The following is a 21,208-nucleotide window of genomic DNA, read 5'->3' on the forward strand; positions in this document are numbered from 1 at the left end:
GGCTTCTTTCTGTACTTGACAGTCCAGTATATTGCACTACACTTCATGGACTTTCAAGTACAGTATATGCAGCCATTCATGACGCTCGCCATACACCTCGGTACCCGGCCGATCCGCCTCATGCCGGCTGCCGCGGCGTTGGCGATCCTGTCGGCCTGCTCGGTGCCGCCCGCGCAGCCCCCGGTGCCGTCGGTGCCGCTGTCCACCGCATTCGCGCAGGCAGGGCCGGCAGCCGCCGGCGTCCAGTCCTTTGATGGCGCCTGGTGGGCCGGCTACGGCGACCCGACGCTGACCACACTGGTCGAGGAGTCCTTGATCGCCAACCAGGACGTGGCGATCGCCCTGCAGCGCGTCGCGCAGGCTCGTGCGGGCCGCGATGCCCAGAGTTCTCGTCTGTGGCCCACGGTGGGCGTGCAGGCGTCCGCCTCGCGCAGCGAGAGCGGACTGCCCGACCCGGTCAAGCAAGGCATGCCCGACACACGTGCGCTGCGCGCCGGCGTCGACGTGGCCTGGGAGATCGACCTTGCCGGGGGCGTACGTGCGGCGCGCGACGCAGCGCAGGCCGATGCCGCCGCCGCAGCGGCCGGTGTGGAAGGAGCACGGCTGCTGGTGGCCAGCGAGGTGGCGCGGCAGTACTTCGTGCTGCATAGCGCCGAGGAGCGTCTTCGCATCGTGCAAGCCCTCGCGGCGGCCCAGCGCGAAACAGCGAATCGCGTGAGCAGCCGCTTGCGCGAAGGCGAGGCCAGCGCCTTCGACCTGGACCGCGCGCGCGCCGAAGCCGACGCGCTCGACGCGCAGGTGCCAACGCTCCGGACGCTGGCCGGCATCTCGCAGACGCGGCTTGCCGTCCTGCTGGGCCGCAACCCGTCGGCCCGTGTCGTCGGCGAGAACGCAGGCTTTGCATGGCCTTCTGCGCGCGAGATCGGCACCGGCCAGCCCAGCGAACTCCTGAGGCGCCGTCCCGACCTGATCGCGGCCGAGTCGCGCGTCGCGGCCGAGACGCTGCGCGGCGCCGAGGCGCGTGCCCAATATTGGCCCAAGCTCTTCCTGAGCGCCCTCTTCGGCCGCGAGGACCTGCGACTGAACGCGCTCGATCTTGCGCCGGTGCACTTCTCAAACGTCGCGCTGGCCTTTGCCATGCCGATCTTCAACGCCGGCCGCATCGACGCTGGCGTCCGCGCGCAGTCTGCTCGGGCCGAGGAGGCGCTGTTGGTCTGGCAGAAGGCGGTGCTGGTCGCCGTGCAGGAGGTCGAAGACAGCCTGCTCGTGCGCACCCAGGAGGCCGAGCGAGCCACTGCGCTGGCCAGCACCGTCGACCACCGCCGCCGCTCGCTGCAGCGCGCGCAGTCGCTGCAGCGTGAAGGACAGATCGACCTGTTGGTGCTGCTGGACGTGCAGCGATCGGTGCTGTCCAGCGAACTCGCGCTATCGGACAGCCGCCTTCAACAGGTACTGGCCGACGTGCAGCTCTACAAGGCACTGGGCGGCGGCTTCGCGCCGCCCCAGCCTGCTACCGCCATGACTTCCCTTGCCGAGAGGACGCCCCAGTGAACAGGACTTTCTTCGCCGTGTGCCTTCTGGCGACGGCCGCCGCCGGCGTGCTGCTGACCGCTTGCAGCGACCCTCCCACCCCTGCCGCCAAGGCCAAGCCGGTCTTTGTGACTACCGTGAGTGAGGCTGTGTCCTCGCAAACGCGCTCGTTCACGTCCGTCGTCCGAGCCCGTGTCGAAACGGACTTGGGTTTCCGCACTGGCGGCAAGATCGTGGACCGGCTGGTCGAGGTGGGTGACGCCGTGAAGGCCGGCCAGGCACTGGCCCGGCTGGACCCGGCCGACTATCAGTTAGCCGTGAGTGCCGCCGCCGACCAGGTACAGGCGGCGTCGGTGGATGCGCAGCAGGCCGCGTCCGATGAGGCCCGCTTGCGCCGCCTGCTGGTCGACGGCTCGGTGGGCAGTGCCGACCACGAGCGCCAGAAGGCGCGCGCCGACGCGGCGGCAGCCCGGCTTGAGCAGGCGCGCCGCCAACTCGACCTGGCGCGCAATCGAGAGGGTTACGCCACGCTGGTGGCGCCTTATGCCGGCGTGATCACCGCGCTGCGCTTCGAGCGTGGCCAGGTGGTGGCCGAAGGCCAGCCCATGCTGTCGCTGGCCCGAGAAGGCGAGCGAGAGATCGTCGCTGACCTGCCTGAGGACTGGGTGGGCCGTGTGCGCACGCTCGCCGCCACAGCCACGCCCTGGCAAGACAGGAAATCTTCGCTGCGGCTCGTGCTGCGTGAGCTTTCTCCATTGGCCAGCGCGCAGGGCCGGACCTTCCGGGCGCGCTTCGCCGCGGCCCCGGAATCGCGCGACCAGGTTGCCGCGCTGCCGCTTGGCAGCACCATGCAGTTGAACCTGGCCGGACAGGCCGCCGGGCCGGCGGCCGCGGTTCTGCCGGTCACCGCGCTGGTGAAGGCCAGCGGACCGGCAGGCGTCTGGGTGCTGGACGGCAAGGGGTCGGGCCTGGTCTTCAAACCCGTCCAGGTGGTGGACATGGACGACGCCTCGGTGCGTGTCACCGGCCTGACTGTTGGCAGCCGTGTCGTGAGCGTCGGCGCTCAGAAGCTCGATGCCGGCACCGCCGTGCGTGCCATCGAGCGAGCGCCCGACGCCGCACCGACCGCTATCGCTAAGAACGGCTCATGAAACGCTTCAATCTCTCGGAATGGGCCGTCACGCATCGGCCGATGGTGCTGTTCCTGATCATCACGACGCTCATCGTCGGTGGCCTGTCCTTCAGCCGGCTCGGCCGCTTGGAAGACCCCAACTTCGACGTCCCGCAGATGACGGCCATCGTCGTGTGGCCTGGCGCCACCGCGCAGGACGTGCAAGACCAGGTGCTCAACCGCATCGAGCGCCGTCTGCAAGAGTTGGATCACTTCGAATACGTGCGCAGCTTCTCGCGCCAAGGCTACGGCGGCATCACGCTGTGGATGAAGGGCGGTTCCAGCAAGGCGGAACTGGAGAACGCCTGGTACCAGGTGCGCAAGAAGATCGGCGACGTGCGCCAGGAGTTTCCCGAGGGCGTGCGCGGACCCTTCTTCAACGACGAGTACAACGACCGCTACAGCGTGCTCTATGCGCTGAGCGCGCCAGAGCTGTCGATGGCCGAGCTGCTGGCGGTCACCGAAGACGTGAAGCGGCGCATCCAGGGCGTGGACAGCGTCGCCAAGGTCGACGTGCTGGGCAAGCAGGCAGAGCGCGTGTTCGTGGAGCTCTCCACCCGGCGGCTGGCTGCGCTCGGCATCCCGCCGACGGCGGTGTTCGACGCGCTGGCGCGCCAGAACCTGGTGGCCCCGGCCGGCTCAGCCGATGCCACGCACGACCGCATCCAGGTGCGCGTGGACGGTGGACTGCACAGCACCGCTGATGTGGCCAACGTGAGGCTGGAGGTGGGCGGCCAGTTGCTGCGGCTAGCGGACATCGCCACGGTACGCGCCGGCTACGAGGACCCGCCGAGCCTGACCATCCGCCACAACGGCGTGCCGGTGCTGGCCATCGGCGTGACCATGCAGGCCAACGGCAACGTGCTGGACTTCGGGCGCGCCCTCGACGAGCGGCTGGCGCAGGTGCGGCAGGAGCTGCCGGCGGGCGTGCAGATCCAGCAGTACGCCGACCAGCCGCGCGTGGTCGCGGAATCCGTCTGGGAGTTCGAGCGCTCGTTCCTGGAGGCGCTGGCCATCGTGCTGGCCGTGTCCTTCCTGTTCCTGGGCTGGCGCACCGGCATCGTGGTGGCCGCTTCGGTGCCGCTGGTGCTCGGACTCGTGGCGGCCGTCATGCACGCCGCCGGCTGGGCCCTGGACCGCATCTCGCTGGGCGCGCTGATCATCGCGCTCGGCCTGTTGGTCGACGACGCCATCATCGCCGTGGAAATGATGGTGGTGAAGCTGGAGGAAGGCTGGGACCGCCTGCGCGCTGCCACTTACGCCTACACGACCACGGCACTTCCGATGCTGACCGGCACGCTGGTCACGGCCGCCGGCTTCATGCCCGTGGGTTTCGCCAAGTCGATCGCCGGCCAATACGCGGGCGGCATCTTCTGGATCGTGGGCACGGCGCTGATCCTGTCGTGGGTCGTGGCCGTGGTCTTCACGCCGTACCTGGGCGTACTGCTGTTGCCGAAGAACCTGGCCGCCGGCACGCACCACGACGTCTACGACCGGCCCGTCTACCACCGGCTGCGTGCCGTCATCGATTGGGCGGTGCAGCACCGGGCCTGGGTGCTGGGCATCACGGTGCTGGTCTTCGCCATCGCCGGTGCTGGCATGCTCAAGGTGCAGCAGCAGTTCTTCCCCACCGCATCGCGGCCGGAACTGCTGGTGGACCTGCGGCTGCGCGAGGGAGCGTCGTTCGCCGCCACCGAGCGCCAGGTGAAGCTGCTCGAGGGACGACTGGCGAAGGACCCTGACATCGAGTTCTTCACCGCCTACACCGGCGCTGGCACGCCGCGCTTCTATCTGTCGATCCAGCCGGAGCTCCCCAACCCGGGGTTCGCGCAGTTCGTCATCAAGACGGCCGGCATTGAGCAGCGCGAACGCGTGCGCGCGCGGCTGATGGGCCTGTTCGCCAACGACGAAGTCCTGCCCGACGTCAAGGCCCGCGTGACGCGTCTCGAGTTCGGACCGCCGGTGGGCTTCCCGGTCCAGTTCCGCGTCATCGGTCCCGACAAGGCACAGGTGCGGGAGATCGCCTACCGGGTGCGCGACATGGTGCGCCAGAGCGCGCTGGTGCGCGACACGCAACTGGACTGGAACGAGCAGGTGCGCTCGGTGCAGGTCCATGTCGATCAGGACAAGGCCCGGCTGCTCGGGCTGTCCAGCGCCGACATCCAGGGTCTGGTGCAGACCACGCTGGACGGTGCTCCGGTGACGCAGATCCGCCGCGGCGAGGAACTCGTGGACGTCGTCGTGCGGGCCACGCCCGACGAGCGCAAGCGCATCGGTCAGTTGGGAGACCTGCAGGTGTTCACGCGCAGCGGCGTGACCGTGCCGCTGTCCCAGGTGGCCCGAGTCGAACCGGGCTTCGAGGAGCCGGTGCTGTGGCGACGCAACCGGGACATGGCGCTCACCGTGCGCAGCGACGTCGCCGACGGTGTACAGGGCCCGGACGCCACCGCGAAGATCCGGCCGTCGCTGCAGCCCATCATCGACAGCTTGCCTGCGGGTTACCGCATCGAGGAAGGCGGCGCCATTGAGGAGAGCGACAAGGCGAACAAAGCGCTGTTCGCGGTGTTCCCGGCGATGTTCGCGGTGATGCTGACGCTGCTGATGATCCAGCTGCAGAGTTTTTCGCGGCTGTTCATGGTGTTCCTGACAGGCCCGCTGGCGCTGATCGGCGTGGTGCCCGCGCTTCTGCTGTTCCAGGCGCCGTTCGGCTTCGTCGCGCTTCTGGGCGTGATCGCACTGGGCGGGATGATCATGCGCAACTCGATCATCCTCGTCGACCAGATCGATCAGGACATCGCGCGCGGCGTCGCTCCCTGGGCCGCCATCGTCGACGCCACGGTACGCCGATCGCGGCCCGTGGTGCTGACGGCCGCCGCTGCGGTGCTGGCGATGATCCCGCTCACACGCAGCGTGTTCTGGGGACCGATGGCCATCTCGATCATGGGCGGTCTCGTCGTGGCCACGGCTCTGACCCTCGTCTTCGTGCCGGCGCTGTACGCCACCTGGTTCCGCGTCCGGCGCGAAAGCCCCGCACGGTCACCGGACGCGACACCGATGACGGCTATCGCCTGACGACTGAGCGATGTGTTCGATGCTTGATCGCGCAGATGCCCCGAGCCGCCGACGCAAACAAGCGCGGCCTCGAGAGCTGCTGGACGTGGCACTCGCCCTGTTTGTCGAGAAAGGCTTCGCCGCGACCCGGACAGAAGAGATTGCATCGCGCGCCGGCGTCTCCAAGGGAACGCTGTATCTCTACTTCCCGAGCAAGGACGACCTGCTCAAAGCGCTGATTGCGGAGGGCTTCTCATCTCATATCGCCATTGGGGCGCATGAGACTACCGACGACAGGGCGAGCCACGAGCTGCTTCGCGATGTTCTGACGGCCTGGCGGTCAGCGCTGATGGAATGTGACGCAGGCGGAATATTCAAGCTGATCTACACGGAAGTCCGCAACTTCCCGGGACTGGCCGACTTCTGGTCCCGCGAGGTGATCGAGCCTGCCCGCCGCCTCGTTTCCAAAATTGTTGTGCGCGGCATTGATCGCGGCGAATTCTGTTCTGTGGACCCCGACGTTGTGGTGCACGCGCTGGTGCTACCCATCATCACCATGTGCCTGCGCCGACATGCAATCGGGCCATATGTGCCGACTGACTCCCTGACAAGCGCCCCCGATCTGTTCAGCCGGCACTTCGAGCTCGTTCTTGAAGGTTTGATTCATCGGCCGCCTTTAGCGCCGCGGCTGAAGCCTGCAAGTTACCCGTACTGTCAGATTTGAATGAAAAGTGAGATAGAAATGTCAAGAGATCAGAAGCAGCAACCGCAGCCCGTGGCGATAGTCACTGGGGCAACGACAGGCATTGGTGCAGCGACCGCCCGCGCGCTTCACACCGCTGGGTACCGTGTGTTCGGGACCTACCGCAAGCTCCCGGCGACGAAGGTGCCCAGCGTCGACTATGTGGCGTGCGATGTGACCAACGACCCGTCGGTCGACGCAGCGGTGCGCGAGGTGCTTGCGAAGGCAGGCCGCGTCGATCTCCTGGTCAACAACGCAGGCGTTGGGTTGGTGGGGGCCGCGGAGGAGTCTTCGCTGGAACAGGCCAAGTCGATCTTTGACGTCAACCTGTTCGGCGCGATCCGCATGACCAAGGCAGTCTTGCCCTTGATGCGCCAGCAGCGTTCGGGACGCATCGTCAACATCAGCTCGGTGCTTGGTCTGATTCCCTCGCCCTTCTCGGCGCTGTATGCATCGAGCAAGCACGCGATCGAGGGCTACTCGGAGTCGCTGGACCATGAAGTCAGAGCCTCCGGGATCAGGGTCGTTCTTGTCGAGCCGGCTTACACCCGCACGGGGTTCGACAGCAATTCTCTGGTGGCTGATCAGCTGAACGACCACTACGCAGCGGCGCGGGCCAATGCCGAAGCGGTGTTGCGTGCCGTGGCGACGACGGCCGACTCGCCGGACGTGGTGGCCGAGGCGGTCGTGACCGCCGCCACCGCCACCACACCGCGCCTGCGCTACACGGCGGGCAGCGTGGCCAAGAAGGTCAGTCTGCTCAGGCGCTTCGTCCCTGCATCGGCATTCGACAAGAGCCTGCGCAAACAGCTGCAGATGCCCGTATAGGCCGACCGCATTGGCTTGCCCAGGCGGTGTCACGAGTCGAACGGAGGAGGACGTCGTGAGCATCACCTATGCCCGCATGTTGATCCTCGCTGTTCGTGGGCATGTGCGGGCGAGCGGGAAGACAGGCCAAGCTGGTCCTACCCGTGAGATCGCAGACTGCTCAAGATGGAAGGGAGAGCAACACTGCTCCAGCATGTGTCGAAAAAGGGGAGGACGTCGCACCGGTGCAACCGATCCGCTCGTGATGCAGACGATCGGTCCGTACGAGGACCTCGGGGAAGTAGGTGCCCAAGTGCCAGGTCAGGGCGCCGTGCAGGTGTAGCTCGTTGCCAACTTGGCCGCCGCAGCGTCGTTGGCCGGGCCCGTGTAGCGCGGGTACTGCGGGTACTGGCACAACGGGCGAGCGAACGTCAACGCTCCTGAGGCGTCACGCTTCTCAGCAGTCAGCGTGGCAGGCGCGGCGCCCTTCGTCACCCATTGATCCAGCGCGGTCAGCAAGTCGGCGCTGTCCGCTCCTGGGCCACCTGCGCAGTGATCGACGCCGGGCGCAACGTAGAAGCGAGTGGATGCATCGGCATTCGTCGCGCCGACGGCGTTTCGCATGTTGGCGACGTACTCGGCGGTCGAGTTCACGCTGAGCGCCCCGTCATTGCCGCCATGCCACAGGATCAGCTTGCCGCCGCTGTTGATGAACGGTCGAATGTCGGTGTTCGTCGCGTCGTTGAGCGCGGCCATCGCATAGAGCGCATTCTGGTTCTGGTCCCACGGTGCGTAGTTCAGCGAATTCGCCGCCGGGTCGCGCGCGAGATAGTTCTTTCTTTCGGCTAGGGGAAACCATGTCCACCTCCTCCCTCGCACTGCGCGACCGCCTTCTGGAAGCTCCGTGGGCCAAGCACCTCACTGCCGAGCAGTTGGTGCGCGTGGAGGCAGAGACTCAGGTGATCAAGTACACCGCCGGGTCTGTCGTCTTTCAGGAAGGCGAGCCCGCCGAACATTGGCTCGGCGTGTTGGACGGAATGGTGAAGGTCGACACCGTTTCCGCGGACGGCCGCAGCACGACTTTCATCGGCGTCTCCTGGGGTCGATGCTCAAGCGCGAACTCAGGCCTTACGAAGTGGTCACGCTGCGCGACAGTTGGATCGCGCTGATGCCCATGAAGACGTTCGACTGGCTCTTTGAAACCAGCCTGGCGTTCAACCATGTGACCGATTTTATGGACATGCGCAACCCCTCCGAACTCGCACCGCGCACCAACAAGAAACCCGCCACTGTGGGCGGGTTCCAAGTGGGCAGAAGCGCAAACGCTACTCGACGACCAGCTGTGGGTAGTCGTGCCGCTTGCTGTTCGGGCTTCGAGCGGCCGCTTCGAGCCGCGCCTTGGCTTGCGCGTCCACTCGGGGGATGCCCTTCAGCGAGATCGTGAAGACACGGCCAAGCTTCGCCTTCGTCGCGAGTCTGGACGTCTCTCCGGGCTTCTTGAGAGCCGTGGCGGTCTTAGCCATGAGGATCTCCGGTGGATACTTTTTCACTCGCATAAGGTACCAGTTTTCGCCAAGACACGCTGTCGGCCGCCAGGACAAACGTCATGCGGCGCTGCGAACCGTGCTCGACCCACCACGCCGGGTCGGCCGTCAGGACGTGCTGAACCGTCTGGCAAGCCTGAAGGTGAGGCGCCCCATCAGTTTCGCCGGGCAGCAGCTCGGCGTCGAACCCGAGCTTCGGCCAAACCTTGAAGCCGATGTGCCGCGGGCTGAACCCTCTGCCGCCGGCAGCGATGAGCGAAATGTGGCCAAGGCCGGCCAGGTGCGCCGTGATCGCACACAGCGCGAATGCGAAGGTACCCAGGCTCGGCGGTGTCTTGCGTTCGTTCAGGAAGAAGTGATCGATGTGCAAGCCCTCGATGAACAGGTCCGTCGAACCGGTCTCTTCAACGAAGAGTCCAGATCTGTTCTTGTGCGGGTTCTGGATGACCTTGTTGTTGACCACCGTGAAGTACAGGCCCGGCGGCGCATCGTCGAGGCTCGGACGCCTCTCGGCTTGCTCGTGTACGCGGCTGCCGTCGAACACCGAGAACAGGTGAGCGAACTCGAGCGTAGACAACTCGCCGAACGGCAGCGCGAAGAGGTCGCCCGGCGCCAGATCCGCACCGTCGAATCTGATGCCCGTGCCGGTCAGTTACGCCTTCGTAACGCTGTGGTCCAGCAGATGCTGATGCAGCGTGGCGAGGTGCGTACGATAGTAGTCAGTAGGTTCAAGCGGCACGAGGGAAGATCGCTCCGAAGATTGGTCGATTGTCGAGTACGTGCCTGCGCTGCCCCTCGCTGTGACAGAACTGTGCCTTGGATAGGCTCATTCGGGGGTTGGCAAGCGCTGCAAGTCGTTGATTTCATTGACTTTTAGCAGGCCCGAATTCGCCTGTTAATCCGTAGGTCCCTGGTTCGAGCCCAGGTCGAGGAGCCACTACAAGCCGCATAGGCACAAAGGCCCTGCTATCCAATCGGTAGCAGGGCCTTTCTCTTCGCGAATGGAAAATCGCCGCGCGTTGGGTGTGGTTGCTTCCTACAGATCGTGGCGGGCCATGGTCCATGGGCCTTGCTTGCGTCGATGAAGAACACCACCAACACTTCATCCGAGCGGCGGAATTTCGCGATGTTTCAGGTGCGAGTGAGCGCTCGTGAAAAAGCGCTGTTCGCAGAGGCCGCCGCGGCCGCCCGCAAGTCGATGGCGACTGGGGCGCGCGAGCACCTGGAAGCGGCCGCGATTCGAGACTTGAGATCCGCGAGTCGACCCGGCTGATGCTCGAACGTTGTGGCAGCCGCTGGCTGCTACTGCAAATCCGCCAGTCCCACGGGCCCACAGCCCGCGATGAAGTTGAGAAGATCGTCGCAAGCCGGCCCGTACTCGTGCGCATCCACCGCAGCGATCAGCTGAAGGCTGCTCGCGCGCACATGGCCGCTGCTGCCGCGGGTGAAACGGACGGCGATCTCCGGGTCGCGGCCATCGTTGCCGCGGTCGGACATGCAGACGACCACCATCTGCCCGACGAACGACGGATCGCCGCCACCCAGCACCAGCGCCAGGTCGCCGCGGCGAAACGGGCGCGGCGCGTGCGCCGGCCGGAAGGCCATCGGCTTGTATGAGGCAATTTTGCGTACTTGCGCAATGTTCGGCAGAGCCATGGTGGTACAGATCCTTTGTAGCGATTGCGTGTTGCGATCGGACAGTCACGATGGTGTCTCACTACCGTGTTGAGCGCCTTCTTTTGCCCCAAATAAAGACACACGATGTGCATTCCGTCCTGCCGGCCCAAAGGGGGCGAGTTTGAACTGTTCCGGCCGCGCCGGATGTCAGCCGGATTCCCGCACTTGATCGCGGCCACGTCCGGCGCTCGCCAACGCGCGCCGCGCGACACTGGGGCCACACACAGACTCAGGAGACGCGCAAATGGCAGATGACTTGAGCAATCGCGGCCCGCAGGACCGGTCGCGCGTGAACGTCAACGAGACCCACGAGCTGCGGTACTGGACCAAGGAACTGGGAGTCACCGAGGCCCAGCTCCGGGCGGCCGTCGCCGCTGCCGGCACTTCGGCGCAGGCGGTGCGCAACTATCTCGGGAAGTAAGAGGTGGGAAATCTGCCGCGCGGAGCGCGCCATGCCAAGGAGCGTCGTGTTCGTCTATCGGGGCTATCACTTTCTCTGTACCGCGGAGAAGGAGAAGCCCGCGCAGTTTCGACCGGTGCTCATCCGCCAGCTGGGATGGCCGAGCGAAAAAACGGTTGTCCTGCTCGGCGACACCGACCTCTGTAGAACCGAAGCGGAAGCGCTGCGGCACGCGGAGCAGCAAGCCATGAAATGGGCGGACAGTCGGACGACGGCCGAGATGTCCTGAGGCCTTGCACCGGCCGTCCGATTGCGCAGAATTGACAGTTCTCCGTCGCCCGAAAGGAGACCCCATGCCGATGGAACTTCTTCGGCACATCGCAGACCAGAAGCTGCCCTACACGGTCTACGCGCCGGCCGAGATCGACAAGCTGCGCGTGCTGCGCGCCGCCGAACTCGTCAGCGCCTTCATTCCGCCCGCCGAAACGCTGCCCTGCGGCGAGAGCCACAAGCCGGCGCAGGTGCTGGCCATCACCCCCAAGGGGAAGAAAGCGCTGCAGGACCAAGCCGAGGGCATCGTCGATCCTTAGCACTCGCTCCAACGCCGCATCCATCCCTATTTGCCCAAATTAGGGAAGTCACTGATCAATCAGTGCATCCAAGTATCGAAATCGGCTTGGCGAGTACCAATTCCGCAAGCAAGAGTCTCCAGAATCCGGGCACGGCGATCGCCTCGTCGCCGACCACAAGGAGACATCACATGAAGCGTTTTCTGAAGGCGGGCCTGGTGCTCGCGCTCGCGGGCGCCGGCCTCGCCCACGCCGCGACCGAACTGGTCATCGCCACCGTGAACAACGGCCACATGATCGAGATGCAGAAGCTCACACCCTTCTTCGAGAAGGCCAACCCCGACATCAAGCTCAAATGGGTCACGCTGGAGGAAGGCACGCTGCGCCAGCGCGTCACGACCGACATCGCGACCAAGGGCGGCCAGTTCGACGTCATGACCATCGGCCTCTATGAAGCGCCGATCTGGTCCAAGAAGGGCTGGCTGCAGCCGATCGCGACCGACGCCGCCTACGACGCCGACGACCTCCTGCCCGCCATCCGCGACGGACTGTCGCACCAGGGCAAGCTCTACGCCGCGCCCTTCTACGGCGAGAGCTCGATGCTCATGTACCGCAAGGACCTGGCCGACAAGGTCGGATTCAAGATGCCCGAGCAGCCCACCTGGGCGCAGGTCAAGGAACTCGCGGGCAAGATCCACGACCCGAAGGCCGGCGTCTACGGCATGTGCCTGCGCGGCAAGCCGGGCTGGGGCGACAACATGGCCTTCCTCACGACCCTGGTCAACACCCACGGCGGCCAGTGGTTCGACATGAGCTGGAAGCCGCAGATCGACACCAAGCCCTGGAAGGACGCGATCACCTTCTACGTCGACATCATGAAGGCCTACGGCCCACCGGGCGCCTCGGCCAACAGCTTCAACGAGAACCTTGCGCTCTTCAACGAAGGCAAGTGCGGCATGTGGGTGGACGCGACCATAGCGGCCTCCTTCATCAGCGACCCGAAGCAGTCGAAGGTGGCCGACAAGGTGGCCTTCGCGCAGGCGCCGGTCGCGGTCACGCCCAAGGGTGCGAACTGGCTGTGGTCCTGGAACCTCGCGATTCCCGCCAGTTCGACCAAGTCCGAAGCGGCGCAGACCTTCGTCAAGTGGGCGACCTCCAAGGACTACATCAAGCTGGTGGCCAAGGAACACGGCTGGGCAACCGTGCCCACGGGCACGCGCAAGTCGACCTATGCGAATCCCGAGTTCCAGAAGGTCGCCAAGTTCGCCGAGTCCGAGAAGAAGGCCATCGACACGGCCAACCTGACCGACAGCACGCTGCCCAAATCGCCCTACGCCGGCGTGCAGTACGCGGCCATCCCCGAGTTCCAGGCCATCGGCGTGGCGGTGGGCCAGCAGATGAGCGCGGCACTGTCGGGCAAGGTCACGGTCGACCAAGCGCTCAAGACCTCGCAGACGGCGGCCGAACGCGAGATGAAAAAGGGTGGGTATTACAAGTAAACCCCCAGGCTGCGCGCACTTCATGTCGCTTCGCCACCCCCTTGCAGGGGGCACTGCCTGCGGACCGGCAAAGCCGGTTCCGCGGCAGTTCACGAAGCTAAAGACCTGGTGGCCCTGATATGAACCGATTCCTCCCCCGGGCGCTGATGGCGCCGGCCGTGGTCACGCTCATTCTCTGGATGATCGTGCCGCTGGCGATGACGATCTACTTCTCGCTCGTCACCTACAACCTGATGCAGCCCGGCGATCATCCGTTCGCGGGCCTGGACAACTTCCACTACTTCGTCACCGACCCGGACTTCTGGGCCTCCGTTGCGAACACCCTGAACCTGATCGGCAGCGTGATCGTGATCACCGTCGTCTTCGGCGTGCTGCTGGCGCTGCTGGTGAACGAGCCCTTCCCGGGCCGCGGCATCGTGCGCGTGCTGCTGATCTCGCCCTTCTTCGTCATGCCGGCAGTCAATGCGCTGCTGTGGAAGCACATGATGATGAATCCCATCTACGGCGTGCTGGCCGACGTGTGGCGCGCCTTCGGCGCCGAGCCCATCGACTGGATGACCGACGTGCCGCTGCTGTCGGTGATCATCATGGTGGCCTGGCAGTGGCTGCCTTTCGCCTGCCTGATCTTCATCACCTCGCTGCAGTCGCTCGACCGCGAGCAGATGGAAGCGGCCCGCATGGACGGGGCCGGCGCGTTCCAGCGCTTCTACTACCTCATCCTGCCCCACCTGGCGCGGCCGATGGCGGTGGTGATCATGATCGAGATGATCTTCCTGCTCTCGGTCTTCGCCGAGATCGCCATCACGACCAACGGCGGCCCCGGCAACGAAAGCACCAACCTCACCTACCTGATCTTCAAGCAGTCGCTGATGAACTTCGACGTCGGCGTGGCTTCGGCGGGTGCGCTCTTCGCGGTGGTGCTGGCCAACATCGTGGCGGCCTTCCTGATCCGCATCATCGGCAAGAGCCTCGACTGAGGGCCACGGCATGCAACCCACTTTTCTGTTCACTTCCTTGCGCGCCGCCGGTGCGTGGGTGGTCACGCTGCTGCTGTTCTTTCCATTGGGCTGGCTGGTGCTGACCGCATTCAAGACCGAGCTGCAGGCGATCGCCGTGCCGCCGCTCTTCGTGTTCGAGCCCACGCTCGGCAACTTCGAAGAGGTGCAGCGGCGCAGCGACTACGTGCTGTTCGCGCGCAACTCGCTGATCACCAGCCTCGGCTCCACCATCATCGGCCTCTTGATCGCCGCGCCGGCCGCCTACTCGATGGCCTTCTTCCGCACCAAGCGCACGCGCGACATCCTGATGTGGATGCTGTCGACCAAGATGATGCCGGCCGTGGGCGCGCTGGTGCCGATCTACGTGATCGCGCAGACCGCCGGCCTGCTGGACTCGCTGACGGCACTCACGATCGTCTTCACGCTGTCCAACCTGCCGATCATGGTCTGGATGCTCTACAGCAGCTACAAGGACATCCCGCACGAGATCCTCGAGGCCGCACGCATGGACGGCGCCAATCTCTGGACCGAGTTCCGCCACGTGGTGCTGCCGCTCTCGGTCGGCGGCCTCGCCTCCACCGGACTGCTGTGCCTGGTGCTGAGCTGGAACGAAGCCTTCTGGGCGCTCAACCTCAGTTCCGCCAAGGCCGGCACGCTCGCCGTCCTCATCGCTTCCTATTCGAGCCCCGAAGGACTCTTCTGGGCCAAGCTCTCGGCCGCTTCGCTGATGGCCATCGCGCCGATCGTGGTCTTCGGCTGGTTCTGCCAAAAGCAACTGGTGCAGGGCCTGACCTTCGGCGCCGTCAAGTAAGGAACGGAGACATTCCATGGCATACCTCCAACTCGACAACATCCAGAAAAGCTTCGGCGACGCCCACATCATCAAGGGCGTAAACCTGGAAATCGACAAGGGCGAGTTCATCGTCTTCGTCGGTCCCTCAGGCTGCGGCAAGTCGACGCTGCTGCGGCTGATCGCCGGACTCGAACCCATCACCAGCGGCCAGCTCATGCTCGACGGCAAGGACATCACACACATCCCCTCGGGCAAGCGCGACCTGGCGATGGTGTTCCAAAGCTACGCTCTCTATCCTCACATGAGCGTGTACGACAACATGTCCTTCGCGCTCAAGCTCGCGAACGTGGCCAAGGACACGATCAAGACCAAGGTCGACCACGCGGCCAAGACGCTCAACCTCACGCAGTACCTCGCGCGCACGCCGAAGGAGCTCTCCGGCGGCCAGCGGCAGCGGGTGGCAATCGGGCGCGCCATCGTGCGGGCGCCCAAGGTGTTCCTGTTCGACGAACCGCTCTCCAACCTCGATGCGGCACTGCGCGGCAACACGCGCGTCGAGATCCACAAGCTGCATCGCGCGCTGGGCGCCACCAGCATCTACGTCACGCACGACCAGGTCGAGGCCATGACGCTGGCGGACCGCGTGGTGGTGCTGCGCGACGGCCTGATCGAGCAGGTCGGCACGCCGATGGAGCTCTACGACCGCCCGGCCAACCAGTTCGTGGCGCAGTTCATCGGCATGCCTTCGATGAACATGGTGGATGCGCGCGCGATCCCGAGCTTCTCGGCGCAGACGGGCGGGCGGCTGCCGAGCGACGGCTTCCTCGGCGTGCGGCCCGAGGGCCTGCGCGTGCACCGCGACCACGGCGCCGGCGCGCCGGGCAAGGTCGAGCTGATCGAGGCCCTCGGCGCCGACACCCTGATCCACGTCGAAGTCGGCGGCGTGCCGCTGGTCGCACGGCAGAACGAGCGCACGGAGCTGCAGGCCGGCGACGTGGTGAGCGTCGAGCTCGATCCCTCGGTGCTGCATTTCTTCAACCGTGAAGGCCGCACCGTTGCCGCCTGAGTTCCATCACGCCATGCCATCTTCCACTCCATCCGAATTCGTGGTGCTTCACCTCGGGCTCGGCTCCTTCCATCGTGCACACCAGGCGGTCTACCTGCAGCAGCTGATCGAGGCCGGCGACACGCGCTGGTCCATCGCCGGTGCCAACCTGCGGCCCGACATGGCCGAGGTGCTCGCCGCCCTGCGCGCGCAGGGCGGCTGCTACACGCTGGAGACCGTGTCGCCCGCGGGCGAATACCGCTACCAGCGCATTGAATCGATTCGCGAGGTGCTGGACCACGACCCAGCGCTCGACACAGTGATCGCGCGCGGCGCCGATGCGCGCACGCGCGTGATCTCCTTCACCGTGACCGAAGCGGGCTACTACCTCGATCCGCAGGACCGGCTCGATTTCACGTCCACCGAACTCGCCGAAGACCTCGCACGCGCGAAGCGCGGCGAAGCCGGCAGCACGATCTACGGCGCGGTCTGCGCGATCCTGCGTGCGCGCCGCGCGGCCGGCGCAGGGCCGGTGACGCTGCTCAACTGCGACAACCTGCGCCACAACGGCGAGCGCTTTCGCAAGGGGCTGCTGGAATTCATCGAGCAGGCCGGCGAACAGGATCTGCTCGGCTGGGTGCGCACGCACACGACCTGCCCCAACGCGATGGTCGACCGCATCACGCCGCGGCCGCCGCCCGAGCTGCGCGAACGCGTGCAGGCCGCGACCGGCTGGAACGATGCCGCACCTGTCATGGGCGAGAGCTTCATCCAGTGGGTGATCGAGGACGACTTCGCGAACGGGCGGCCCGACTGGGCGCGCGTCGGCGTGCAGTTGGTCGATTCGGTGCTGCCCTACGAAGAGGCCAAGATCCGGATCCTCAATGCAAGCCACAGCTGTATCGCCTGGGCCGGAACGCTGGTCGGGCTGGAGTTCATCCACGAAGGCACGCAGGACCCGCTGATCCGGCAGATGGCCTACGACTACGTGACGGACGACGTCATCCCCTGCCTGAACGCACCTGGACACGCCAGCCCGGTCGACCTGCCGGCCTACCGCGACCTGGTGCTCGAGCGCTTCGGCAACCCGGCCATCCGCGACACCAACCAGCGCGTGGCGATGGACGGCTTCTCGAAGATCCCGGGCTTCATCGCGCCGACCGTGCGCGAACGCCTGGCGCAGGGCGAGCGCATCGCCAGCGTGGCGATGCTGCCGGCCCTGTTCCTGGCTTTCCTGCGGCGCTGGCATCAGGGCACCCTGCCCTACACGTACCAGGACCAGGGCATGGACGAGGCCACCGCGCACGCGATCTGCGACGCGGTCGATCCGGTTGCAGCGCTCTGTGCCGATGCCGGCCTCTGGGGCGATATCGCGGGCGACACGCGCCTCACGCAGGCCGTGCGCGAAGCCGGCGCGCGCGTTCGAACACTCGTCGAAGGAGAAAGACCATGACGGACCGCCTCGCACAGCGCCACGTGCTGGTGACCGGCGCCGGCGGCGGCATCGGCCTGGCGATCGCCGAGGCCTGCCTGGCCGAGGGTGCACGCTGCACGCTGGTCGACCGCTCGCCCGCGCCGTCCGACGGCGTGGCGCTGCTCCAGCGGACCCATTCGACGCGCGTGGTCTACCTGCCGGCGGACGTGACCGACACGAACGCGGTCGCGCACCTGCTCGATGCGGCGCAAGCCGCAAACGGGCCGATCCACACCCTGGTCAACAACGCCGCCGTCTTCGACATGGCGCCGCTGCTGGAGAGCGACGAGGCCTCCTTCGACCACCTGTTCGCGGTCAACGTGAAGGGCATGTTCTTCGTGATGCAGCGCGTGCTGCAGCACATGGTCGATGCCGGCACGGCCGGTGCCTCCGTCATCAACATGGCCTCGCAGGCCGGCCGCCGCGGCGAAGCGCTGGTCTCGCACTATTGCGCGACCAAGGCCGCCGTCATCAGCTACACGCAGAGCGCAGCGCTCGCGATGGCGCCGCACGGCATCCGCGTCAATGCCATCGCGCCCGGTGTGGTCGACACGCCGATGTGGAGCCATGTCGATGCGCTGTTCGCGAAGTACGAGGGGCGCCAGCCCGGCGAGAAGAAGCGCCAGGTCGGCCTCGAGGTGCCGCTCGGCCGCATGGGCACGCCGGACGACATTGCCGGCGCCGCCGTGTTCCTGGCCAGCGACGAGGCGCGGTACATCACCGCGCAGACGCTCAATGTCGACGGTGGTAACGTCATGAGCTGACGAGGACACGGCCATGACATCGGTGCGCCACCGCCACCTCCCCCGCCACCGGGAGCCCGAGCTCGAGCGCGACATCACGCGTTCGCCCTCGCTCGGCTACGAGGCGCCCGAAGAAACTGGCCTGGTGCGTTGCCTGGCGCACGGCTTTCCGAGCCCGCTGGTGCGCTGGCACTTCCACGAAGAATACGAGCTGCACCTGATCACCGAGACCTCGGGCAAGGCCTTCATCGGCGACTGGATCGGGCCCTTCGAGCCCGGCCACCTGGTGCTGTGCGGGCCGCGGCTGCCGCACAACTGGATCTCGCTCGATGTGCCGGCGGGCGGCGCCGCCGGGCGCGACCGCGTGATCCAGTTCCGGCATGAGCCGATCGAACGCGCGGCCGTGGAAATTCCGGAGCTGCGCGAGGTGCTTCAGCTGCTCGAACGCGCCCGCCACGGCATCGAATTCTTCGGCTTCGCGGAACGCGCTCTGGCACACTGGGATGCCGTCAAGGCGGCGCGCGGCCTGCGCCGATTCGCCCTCTTCTGCAACTACCTGGCCGACCTCGCCCAGTGCACCGACTACCGCCTTCTCTCCAACGTCCAGATGCAGGGCGTGGAAGGCGATGCCGAGGTCGACCAGATCAACGTCATCGTCAACCGCATCACCGCCAACCTGGCCGAGCCGATCGTGATGGCCGACATCGCCGCCGAGCTGGGCATGAGCGAGAGCCGCTTCAGCCGCTTCTTCAAGCGTTCCACCGGCAACAGCTTCACCGATTTCGTGAACCGCGTGCGCATCAACAGCGCCTGCCACCTGCTGATGCAGACCGATCACTACGTGACCGACATCTGCTATCAGGTCGGCTTCAACAACGTCGCCAACTTCAACCGCCGCTTCCTGGAGATCAAGGGCATGACGCCGACCGAATTCCGGCGCCAGAGCGACCATCGCTTCGGCGGCGGCGCGTGAGGACCCCCTCTTGTACCTCGGACTCGATCTCGGCACCTCCGAGCTGAAGGCGCTGCTGCTGGCCGACGATCACCGCATCGTCGCGCTGGCACGAGCCCCGCTCAGCGTCAGCCGGCCGGCGCCGCTGTGGTCGGAGCAATCGCCTTCGCAATGGTGGGAGGCATTGGAAGCCGTCATGGCCGAATTGCAGCGCCATCACGCTGCCGCCTTGTCGTCCGTGCGTGCGATCGGCCTGTCGGGCCAGATGCACGGCGCCGTGGCGATGGATACGCAAGGCCAGGTGCTGCGCCCCGCCATCCTCTGGAACGACGGCCGCAGCGCCGCCCAGTGCGAGGCGCTCACGGCACGCGTGCCCCGCCTCGCCGCGATCGCCGGCAACCTCGCCATGCCGGGCTTCACCGCCCCCAAGCTGCTGTGGATGCGCGAGCACGAACCGGAGCTATTCGCACGCATCGCCTGCGTGCTGCTTCCCAAGGACTGGTTGCGCTACAGGCTGAGCGGCGAACTCGCCAGCGACATGTCGGATGCGTCGGGCACGCTGTGGCTGGACGTGGGCGTGCGCGACTGGTCCGACGAACTGCTCGCCGCCTGCGGCCTCACGCGCTCGCAGATGCCGCGGCTTGTGGAAGGCAGCGCCGCCGCGGGGCGGCTCAAGCCCGAGCTCGCACAACGCTGGGGCCTGGCGCCCGCGGTCCCGATCGCGGGCGGGGCCGGCGACAACGCAGCCAGCGCGGTCGGCATGGGCCTCGTCGATGCCGGCGAGGGCTTCGTCTCGCTCGGCACCTCGGGCGTGATCTTCGTCTGCGGCGAGCGCTTCGAGCCCAAGCCCGAGGCCGCCGTGCATGCCTTCTGCCACGCGCTGCCCGGGCGCTGGCACCAGATGTCGGTGATGCTGTCGGCCTCCAGCGCCGTGAGCTGGGCCGCGCGCAGCTTCGGCCTGGGCAACGAGGCGACGCTGCTTGCCGCGGCAGCCACGCTCGATGCCGAAGCGCGCCGCCGCGCGCCGCTGTTCCTGCCCTATCTCTCAGGCGAACGCTCGCCGCACAACGACGCGAATGCGCAGGGCGTGCTCTTCGGCCTGACGCATGCGCACGGGCCGGCCGACATCGCCTATGCCGTGGTGGAAGGCGTGAGCTTCGGCCTGCGGGACGGTCTGGACACGCTGGCCCGGCCGGCCGGCGATCTGGTGCTGGTCGGCGGCGGCGCGCGCAGCGCCTGGTGGGCCCAGCTGCTGGCCGACATCCTCGAACTACCTCTTGCGCTATGCGAAGGCAGCGAAGCCGGCGGCGCGCTCGGTGCGGCCCGGCTTGCCTGGCTGGCGGACGGCGGCACGCAAGCCCGGGTGTGCCTGCGGCCGGCGGTGCGGCAGCGTTTCGAGCCGGCCGGAACGAAGGCCGGTGTCCATGCCGCGCGCCATGCACGCTTCAAGGCACTGTATGCGAGCTTGCGCGCCTGCTTCGCCGACGACCGATCGACGCAAAAGAATGGATGACGTCATTCGACGCCGCTTCCGACCTATGCCGCCTGGACAGGCAACGATGCGACCTTCGGCGGATTGGCCGATGGCGCCGCAGCAGCTACCTTCGAGGCCATGCCATCACTGCTCAAGTTCGCAGCCCGATGCCGCGCCTCCTTTGCGGCGTCCGGCGAGAACGGGCATTCCTCGAAGCCCGTGAGCGGGCCTGCGCAGCCCTTGCTGGTCTTGCGCGGCGTCTCGCAGCAGGGAACGATCCGCGCGCACGCGGCCAAGGTGATCGCGATCACCGCGCTGCACTTCGGTACGCAGATTCGATAGATAGATGGATCTGCTGTGCCTGGCCTGCCAGGCTTACAGCATCGAGTGACCGGTGGTGAGCATGCAGGAATCCGCATCCATCGTCGATGCGGCTGCGGCGGACGGCTCCGGCACGCCTTCTCCGAGGCCCACCGGCGCCATGGGACGGCCGAAGGGTGCGAGCCCTTGCAGTACGCGCAGTGCCGAGGCGCCCTGAATGAGCGCCTCCGAATAATCGGGCAGGCCCTGGGTCGAGGAGTCGACGGGCCGGTACACCAGGCACTCCTCCGAATCCGCCTGCACTGCCTCCATCAGAACCCAATGAAATTCATAGGGCTCGAGTTCGAGCACAGTCAGGGCGAGATCGCGAAGCACCATAGGGAAACCTCTTATTCAGCTTGTTTGGGCGAATTGTTAC

General features: G+C 66.4%; 24 protein-coding genes. 19 read left to right on the top strand and 5 right to left on the bottom strand.

Translation table 11 applies throughout. The features are described 5' to 3' along the window. Positions 1-78 precede the first annotated feature (78 nt). The 5 genes from ACSQ86_RS15265 (at position 79) to ACSQ86_RS15285 (ending at position 7,322) form a co-directional block, all read left to right on the top strand. Positions 79-1,551 (top strand): efflux transporter outer membrane subunit, encoded by a 1,473-nt coding sequence (locus ACSQ86_RS15265; protein WP_436309060.1) that lies wholly within the window; start codon positions 79-81, stop codon positions 1,549-1,551. Beyond that, a complete protein-coding gene (locus tag ACSQ86_RS15270; RefSeq protein WP_436309061.1) occupies positions 1,548-2,681 on the top strand; it encodes an efflux RND transporter periplasmic adaptor subunit in 1,134 nt (377 codons plus the stop codon). Before ACSQ86_RS15265 ends, ACSQ86_RS15270 begins: the two co-directional genes overlap by 4 nt. After that, positions 2,678-5,773 carry an efflux RND transporter permease subunit gene (locus ACSQ86_RS15275; RefSeq protein ID WP_436309062.1) on the top strand — a complete coding sequence of 1,032 codons (3,096 nt, stop codon included), beginning with the start codon at positions 2,678-2,680 and terminating at the stop codon, positions 5,771-5,773. Before ACSQ86_RS15270 ends, ACSQ86_RS15275 begins: the two co-directional genes overlap by 4 nt. An 85-nt stretch (positions 5,774-5,858) precedes the next feature. Continuing rightward, positions 5,859-6,476: a TetR/AcrR family transcriptional regulator gene (locus tag ACSQ86_RS15280; protein WP_436309063.1), complete on the top strand. Its 618-nt coding sequence runs from the start codon at positions 5,859-5,861 to the stop codon at positions 6,474-6,476. 18 nt (positions 6,477-6,494) lie between these two features. Continuing rightward, positions 6,495-7,322, top strand: a complete 828-nt coding sequence (locus ACSQ86_RS15285) for an oxidoreductase (protein WP_436309064.1) — start codon at positions 6,495-6,497, stop codon at positions 7,320-7,322. A 300-nt stretch (positions 7,323-7,622) separates the two neighbouring features. Here the strand turns inward: ACSQ86_RS15285 and ACSQ86_RS15290 are convergent, their stop codons facing one another. Next, positions 7,623-8,180: a tannase/feruloyl esterase family alpha/beta hydrolase gene (locus tag ACSQ86_RS15290; protein WP_436309065.1), complete on the bottom strand. Its 558-nt coding sequence runs from the start codon at positions 8,178-8,180 to the stop codon at positions 7,623-7,625. Between ACSQ86_RS15290 and ACSQ86_RS15295 the strand changes: the two genes are divergently transcribed. Next, on the top strand, positions 8,159-8,470 hold the full coding sequence (locus tag ACSQ86_RS15295; protein WP_436309066.1) for a cyclic nucleotide-binding domain-containing protein: 312 nt from the start codon (positions 8,159-8,161) through the stop codon (positions 8,468-8,470). The genes ACSQ86_RS15290 and ACSQ86_RS15295 overlap by 22 nt on opposite strands. Before the next feature lie 156 nt (positions 8,471-8,626). Here ACSQ86_RS15295 and ACSQ86_RS15300 read toward each other — a convergent pair whose 3' ends face one another. Both ACSQ86_RS15300 and ACSQ86_RS15305 read right to left on the bottom strand, forming a co-directional pair. Then, positions 8,627-8,824 (bottom strand): hypothetical protein, encoded by a 198-nt coding sequence (locus tag ACSQ86_RS15300; RefSeq protein ID WP_436309067.1) that lies wholly within the window; start codon positions 8,822-8,824, stop codon positions 8,627-8,629. Beyond that, complete coding sequence (locus ACSQ86_RS15305) at positions 8,817-9,422, bottom strand: hypothetical protein (RefSeq protein ID WP_436309068.1); 606 nt, start codon at positions 9,420-9,422, stop codon at positions 8,817-8,819. Before ACSQ86_RS15305 ends, ACSQ86_RS15300 begins: the two co-directional genes overlap by 8 nt. Before the next feature lie 504 nt (positions 9,423-9,926). Here ACSQ86_RS15305 and ACSQ86_RS15310 point away from each other — a divergent pair. Then, positions 9,927-10,118, top strand: a complete 192-nt coding sequence (locus ACSQ86_RS15310; RefSeq protein ID WP_436309069.1) for a hypothetical protein — start codon at positions 9,927-9,929, stop codon at positions 10,116-10,118. A gap of 29 nt (positions 10,119-10,147) precedes the next feature. On the opposite strand, the gene ACSQ86_RS15315 is transcribed toward ACSQ86_RS15310, so the two are convergent. Further along, complete coding sequence (locus ACSQ86_RS15315; protein WP_436309070.1) at positions 10,148-10,501, bottom strand: hypothetical protein; 354 nt, start codon at positions 10,499-10,501, stop codon at positions 10,148-10,150. Positions 10,502-10,766: 265 nt separating this feature from the next. Here ACSQ86_RS15315 and ACSQ86_RS15320 point away from each other — a divergent pair, with 265 nt between their 5' ends. The 12 genes from ACSQ86_RS15320 (at position 10,767) to ACSQ86_RS15375 (ending at position 20,811) form a co-directional block, all read left to right on the top strand. Beyond that, on the top strand, positions 10,767-10,943 hold the full coding sequence (locus tag ACSQ86_RS15320; RefSeq protein WP_093108804.1) for a DUF3606 domain-containing protein: 177 nt from the start codon (positions 10,767-10,769) through the stop codon (positions 10,941-10,943). A 31-nt stretch (positions 10,944-10,974) separates the two neighbouring features. Further along, a complete protein-coding gene (locus ACSQ86_RS15325) occupies positions 10,975-11,211 on the top strand; it encodes a hypothetical protein (RefSeq protein ID WP_093108805.1) in 237 nt (78 codons plus the stop codon). A gap of 64 nt (positions 11,212-11,275) precedes the next feature. Next, positions 11,276-11,512, top strand: a complete 237-nt coding sequence (locus ACSQ86_RS15330) for a hypothetical protein (RefSeq protein WP_436309071.1) — start codon at positions 11,276-11,278, stop codon at positions 11,510-11,512. A 170-nt stretch (positions 11,513-11,682) separates the two neighbouring features. Continuing rightward, the gene (locus tag ACSQ86_RS15335) at positions 11,683-12,990 is read left to right on the top strand and encodes an ABC transporter substrate-binding protein (protein WP_436290244.1); all 1,308 of its coding nucleotides are present in this window, start codon (positions 11,683-11,685) and stop codon (positions 12,988-12,990) included. Positions 12,991-13,109: 119 nt separating this feature from the next. Beyond that, on the top strand, positions 13,110-13,967 hold the full coding sequence (locus tag ACSQ86_RS15340; RefSeq protein ID WP_436309072.1) for a carbohydrate ABC transporter permease: 858 nt from the start codon (positions 13,110-13,112) through the stop codon (positions 13,965-13,967). Positions 13,968-13,977: 10 nt separating this feature from the next. Next, on the top strand, positions 13,978-14,799 hold the full coding sequence (locus ACSQ86_RS15345; protein ID WP_436304195.1) for a carbohydrate ABC transporter permease: 822 nt from the start codon (positions 13,978-13,980) through the stop codon (positions 14,797-14,799). 16 nt (positions 14,800-14,815) lie between these two features. Then, a complete protein-coding gene (locus tag ACSQ86_RS15350; protein ID WP_436304196.1) occupies positions 14,816-15,847 on the top strand; it encodes an ABC transporter ATP-binding protein in 1,032 nt (343 codons plus the stop codon). A 13-nt stretch (positions 15,848-15,860) separates the two neighbouring features. Beyond that, a complete protein-coding gene (gene dalD / locus ACSQ86_RS15355; protein WP_436309073.1) occupies positions 15,861-17,279 on the top strand; it encodes a D-arabinitol 4-dehydrogenase in 1,419 nt (472 codons plus the stop codon). Next, the gene (locus tag ACSQ86_RS15360; protein ID WP_436309074.1) at positions 17,276-18,064 is read left to right on the top strand and encodes an L-iditol 2-dehydrogenase; all 789 of its coding nucleotides are present in this window, start codon (positions 17,276-17,278) and stop codon (positions 18,062-18,064) included. Before dalD ends, ACSQ86_RS15360 begins: the two co-directional genes overlap by 4 nt. 13 nt (positions 18,065-18,077) lie before the next feature. Next, entirely contained in the window at positions 18,078-19,016 is a 939-nt protein-coding gene (locus tag ACSQ86_RS15365) for an AraC family transcriptional regulator (RefSeq protein WP_436290240.1), read from the top strand. 10 nt (positions 19,017-19,026) lie between these two features. Continuing rightward, positions 19,027-20,508, top strand: a complete 1,482-nt coding sequence (xylB, locus tag ACSQ86_RS15370; RefSeq protein WP_436309075.1) for a xylulokinase — start codon at positions 19,027-19,029, stop codon at positions 20,506-20,508. Between the two features lie 99 nt (positions 20,509-20,607). Next, on the top strand, positions 20,608-20,811 hold the full coding sequence (locus tag ACSQ86_RS15375) for a hypothetical protein (protein ID WP_436304201.1): 204 nt from the start codon (positions 20,608-20,610) through the stop codon (positions 20,809-20,811). A gap of 33 nt (positions 20,812-20,844) precedes the next feature. On the opposite strand, the gene ACSQ86_RS15380 is transcribed toward ACSQ86_RS15375, so the two are convergent. Then, positions 20,845-21,168, bottom strand: coding sequence for a hypothetical protein (locus tag ACSQ86_RS15380; protein ID WP_436304202.1), 324 nt, complete (start codon positions 21,166-21,168; stop codon positions 20,845-20,847). Positions 21,169-21,208: the final 40 nt, after the last annotated feature.

It is taken from the genome of Variovorax sp. LjRoot130 (assembly GCF_964253755.1).
Lineage (GTDB): Bacteria > Pseudomonadota > Gammaproteobacteria > Burkholderiales > Burkholderiaceae_C > Variovorax.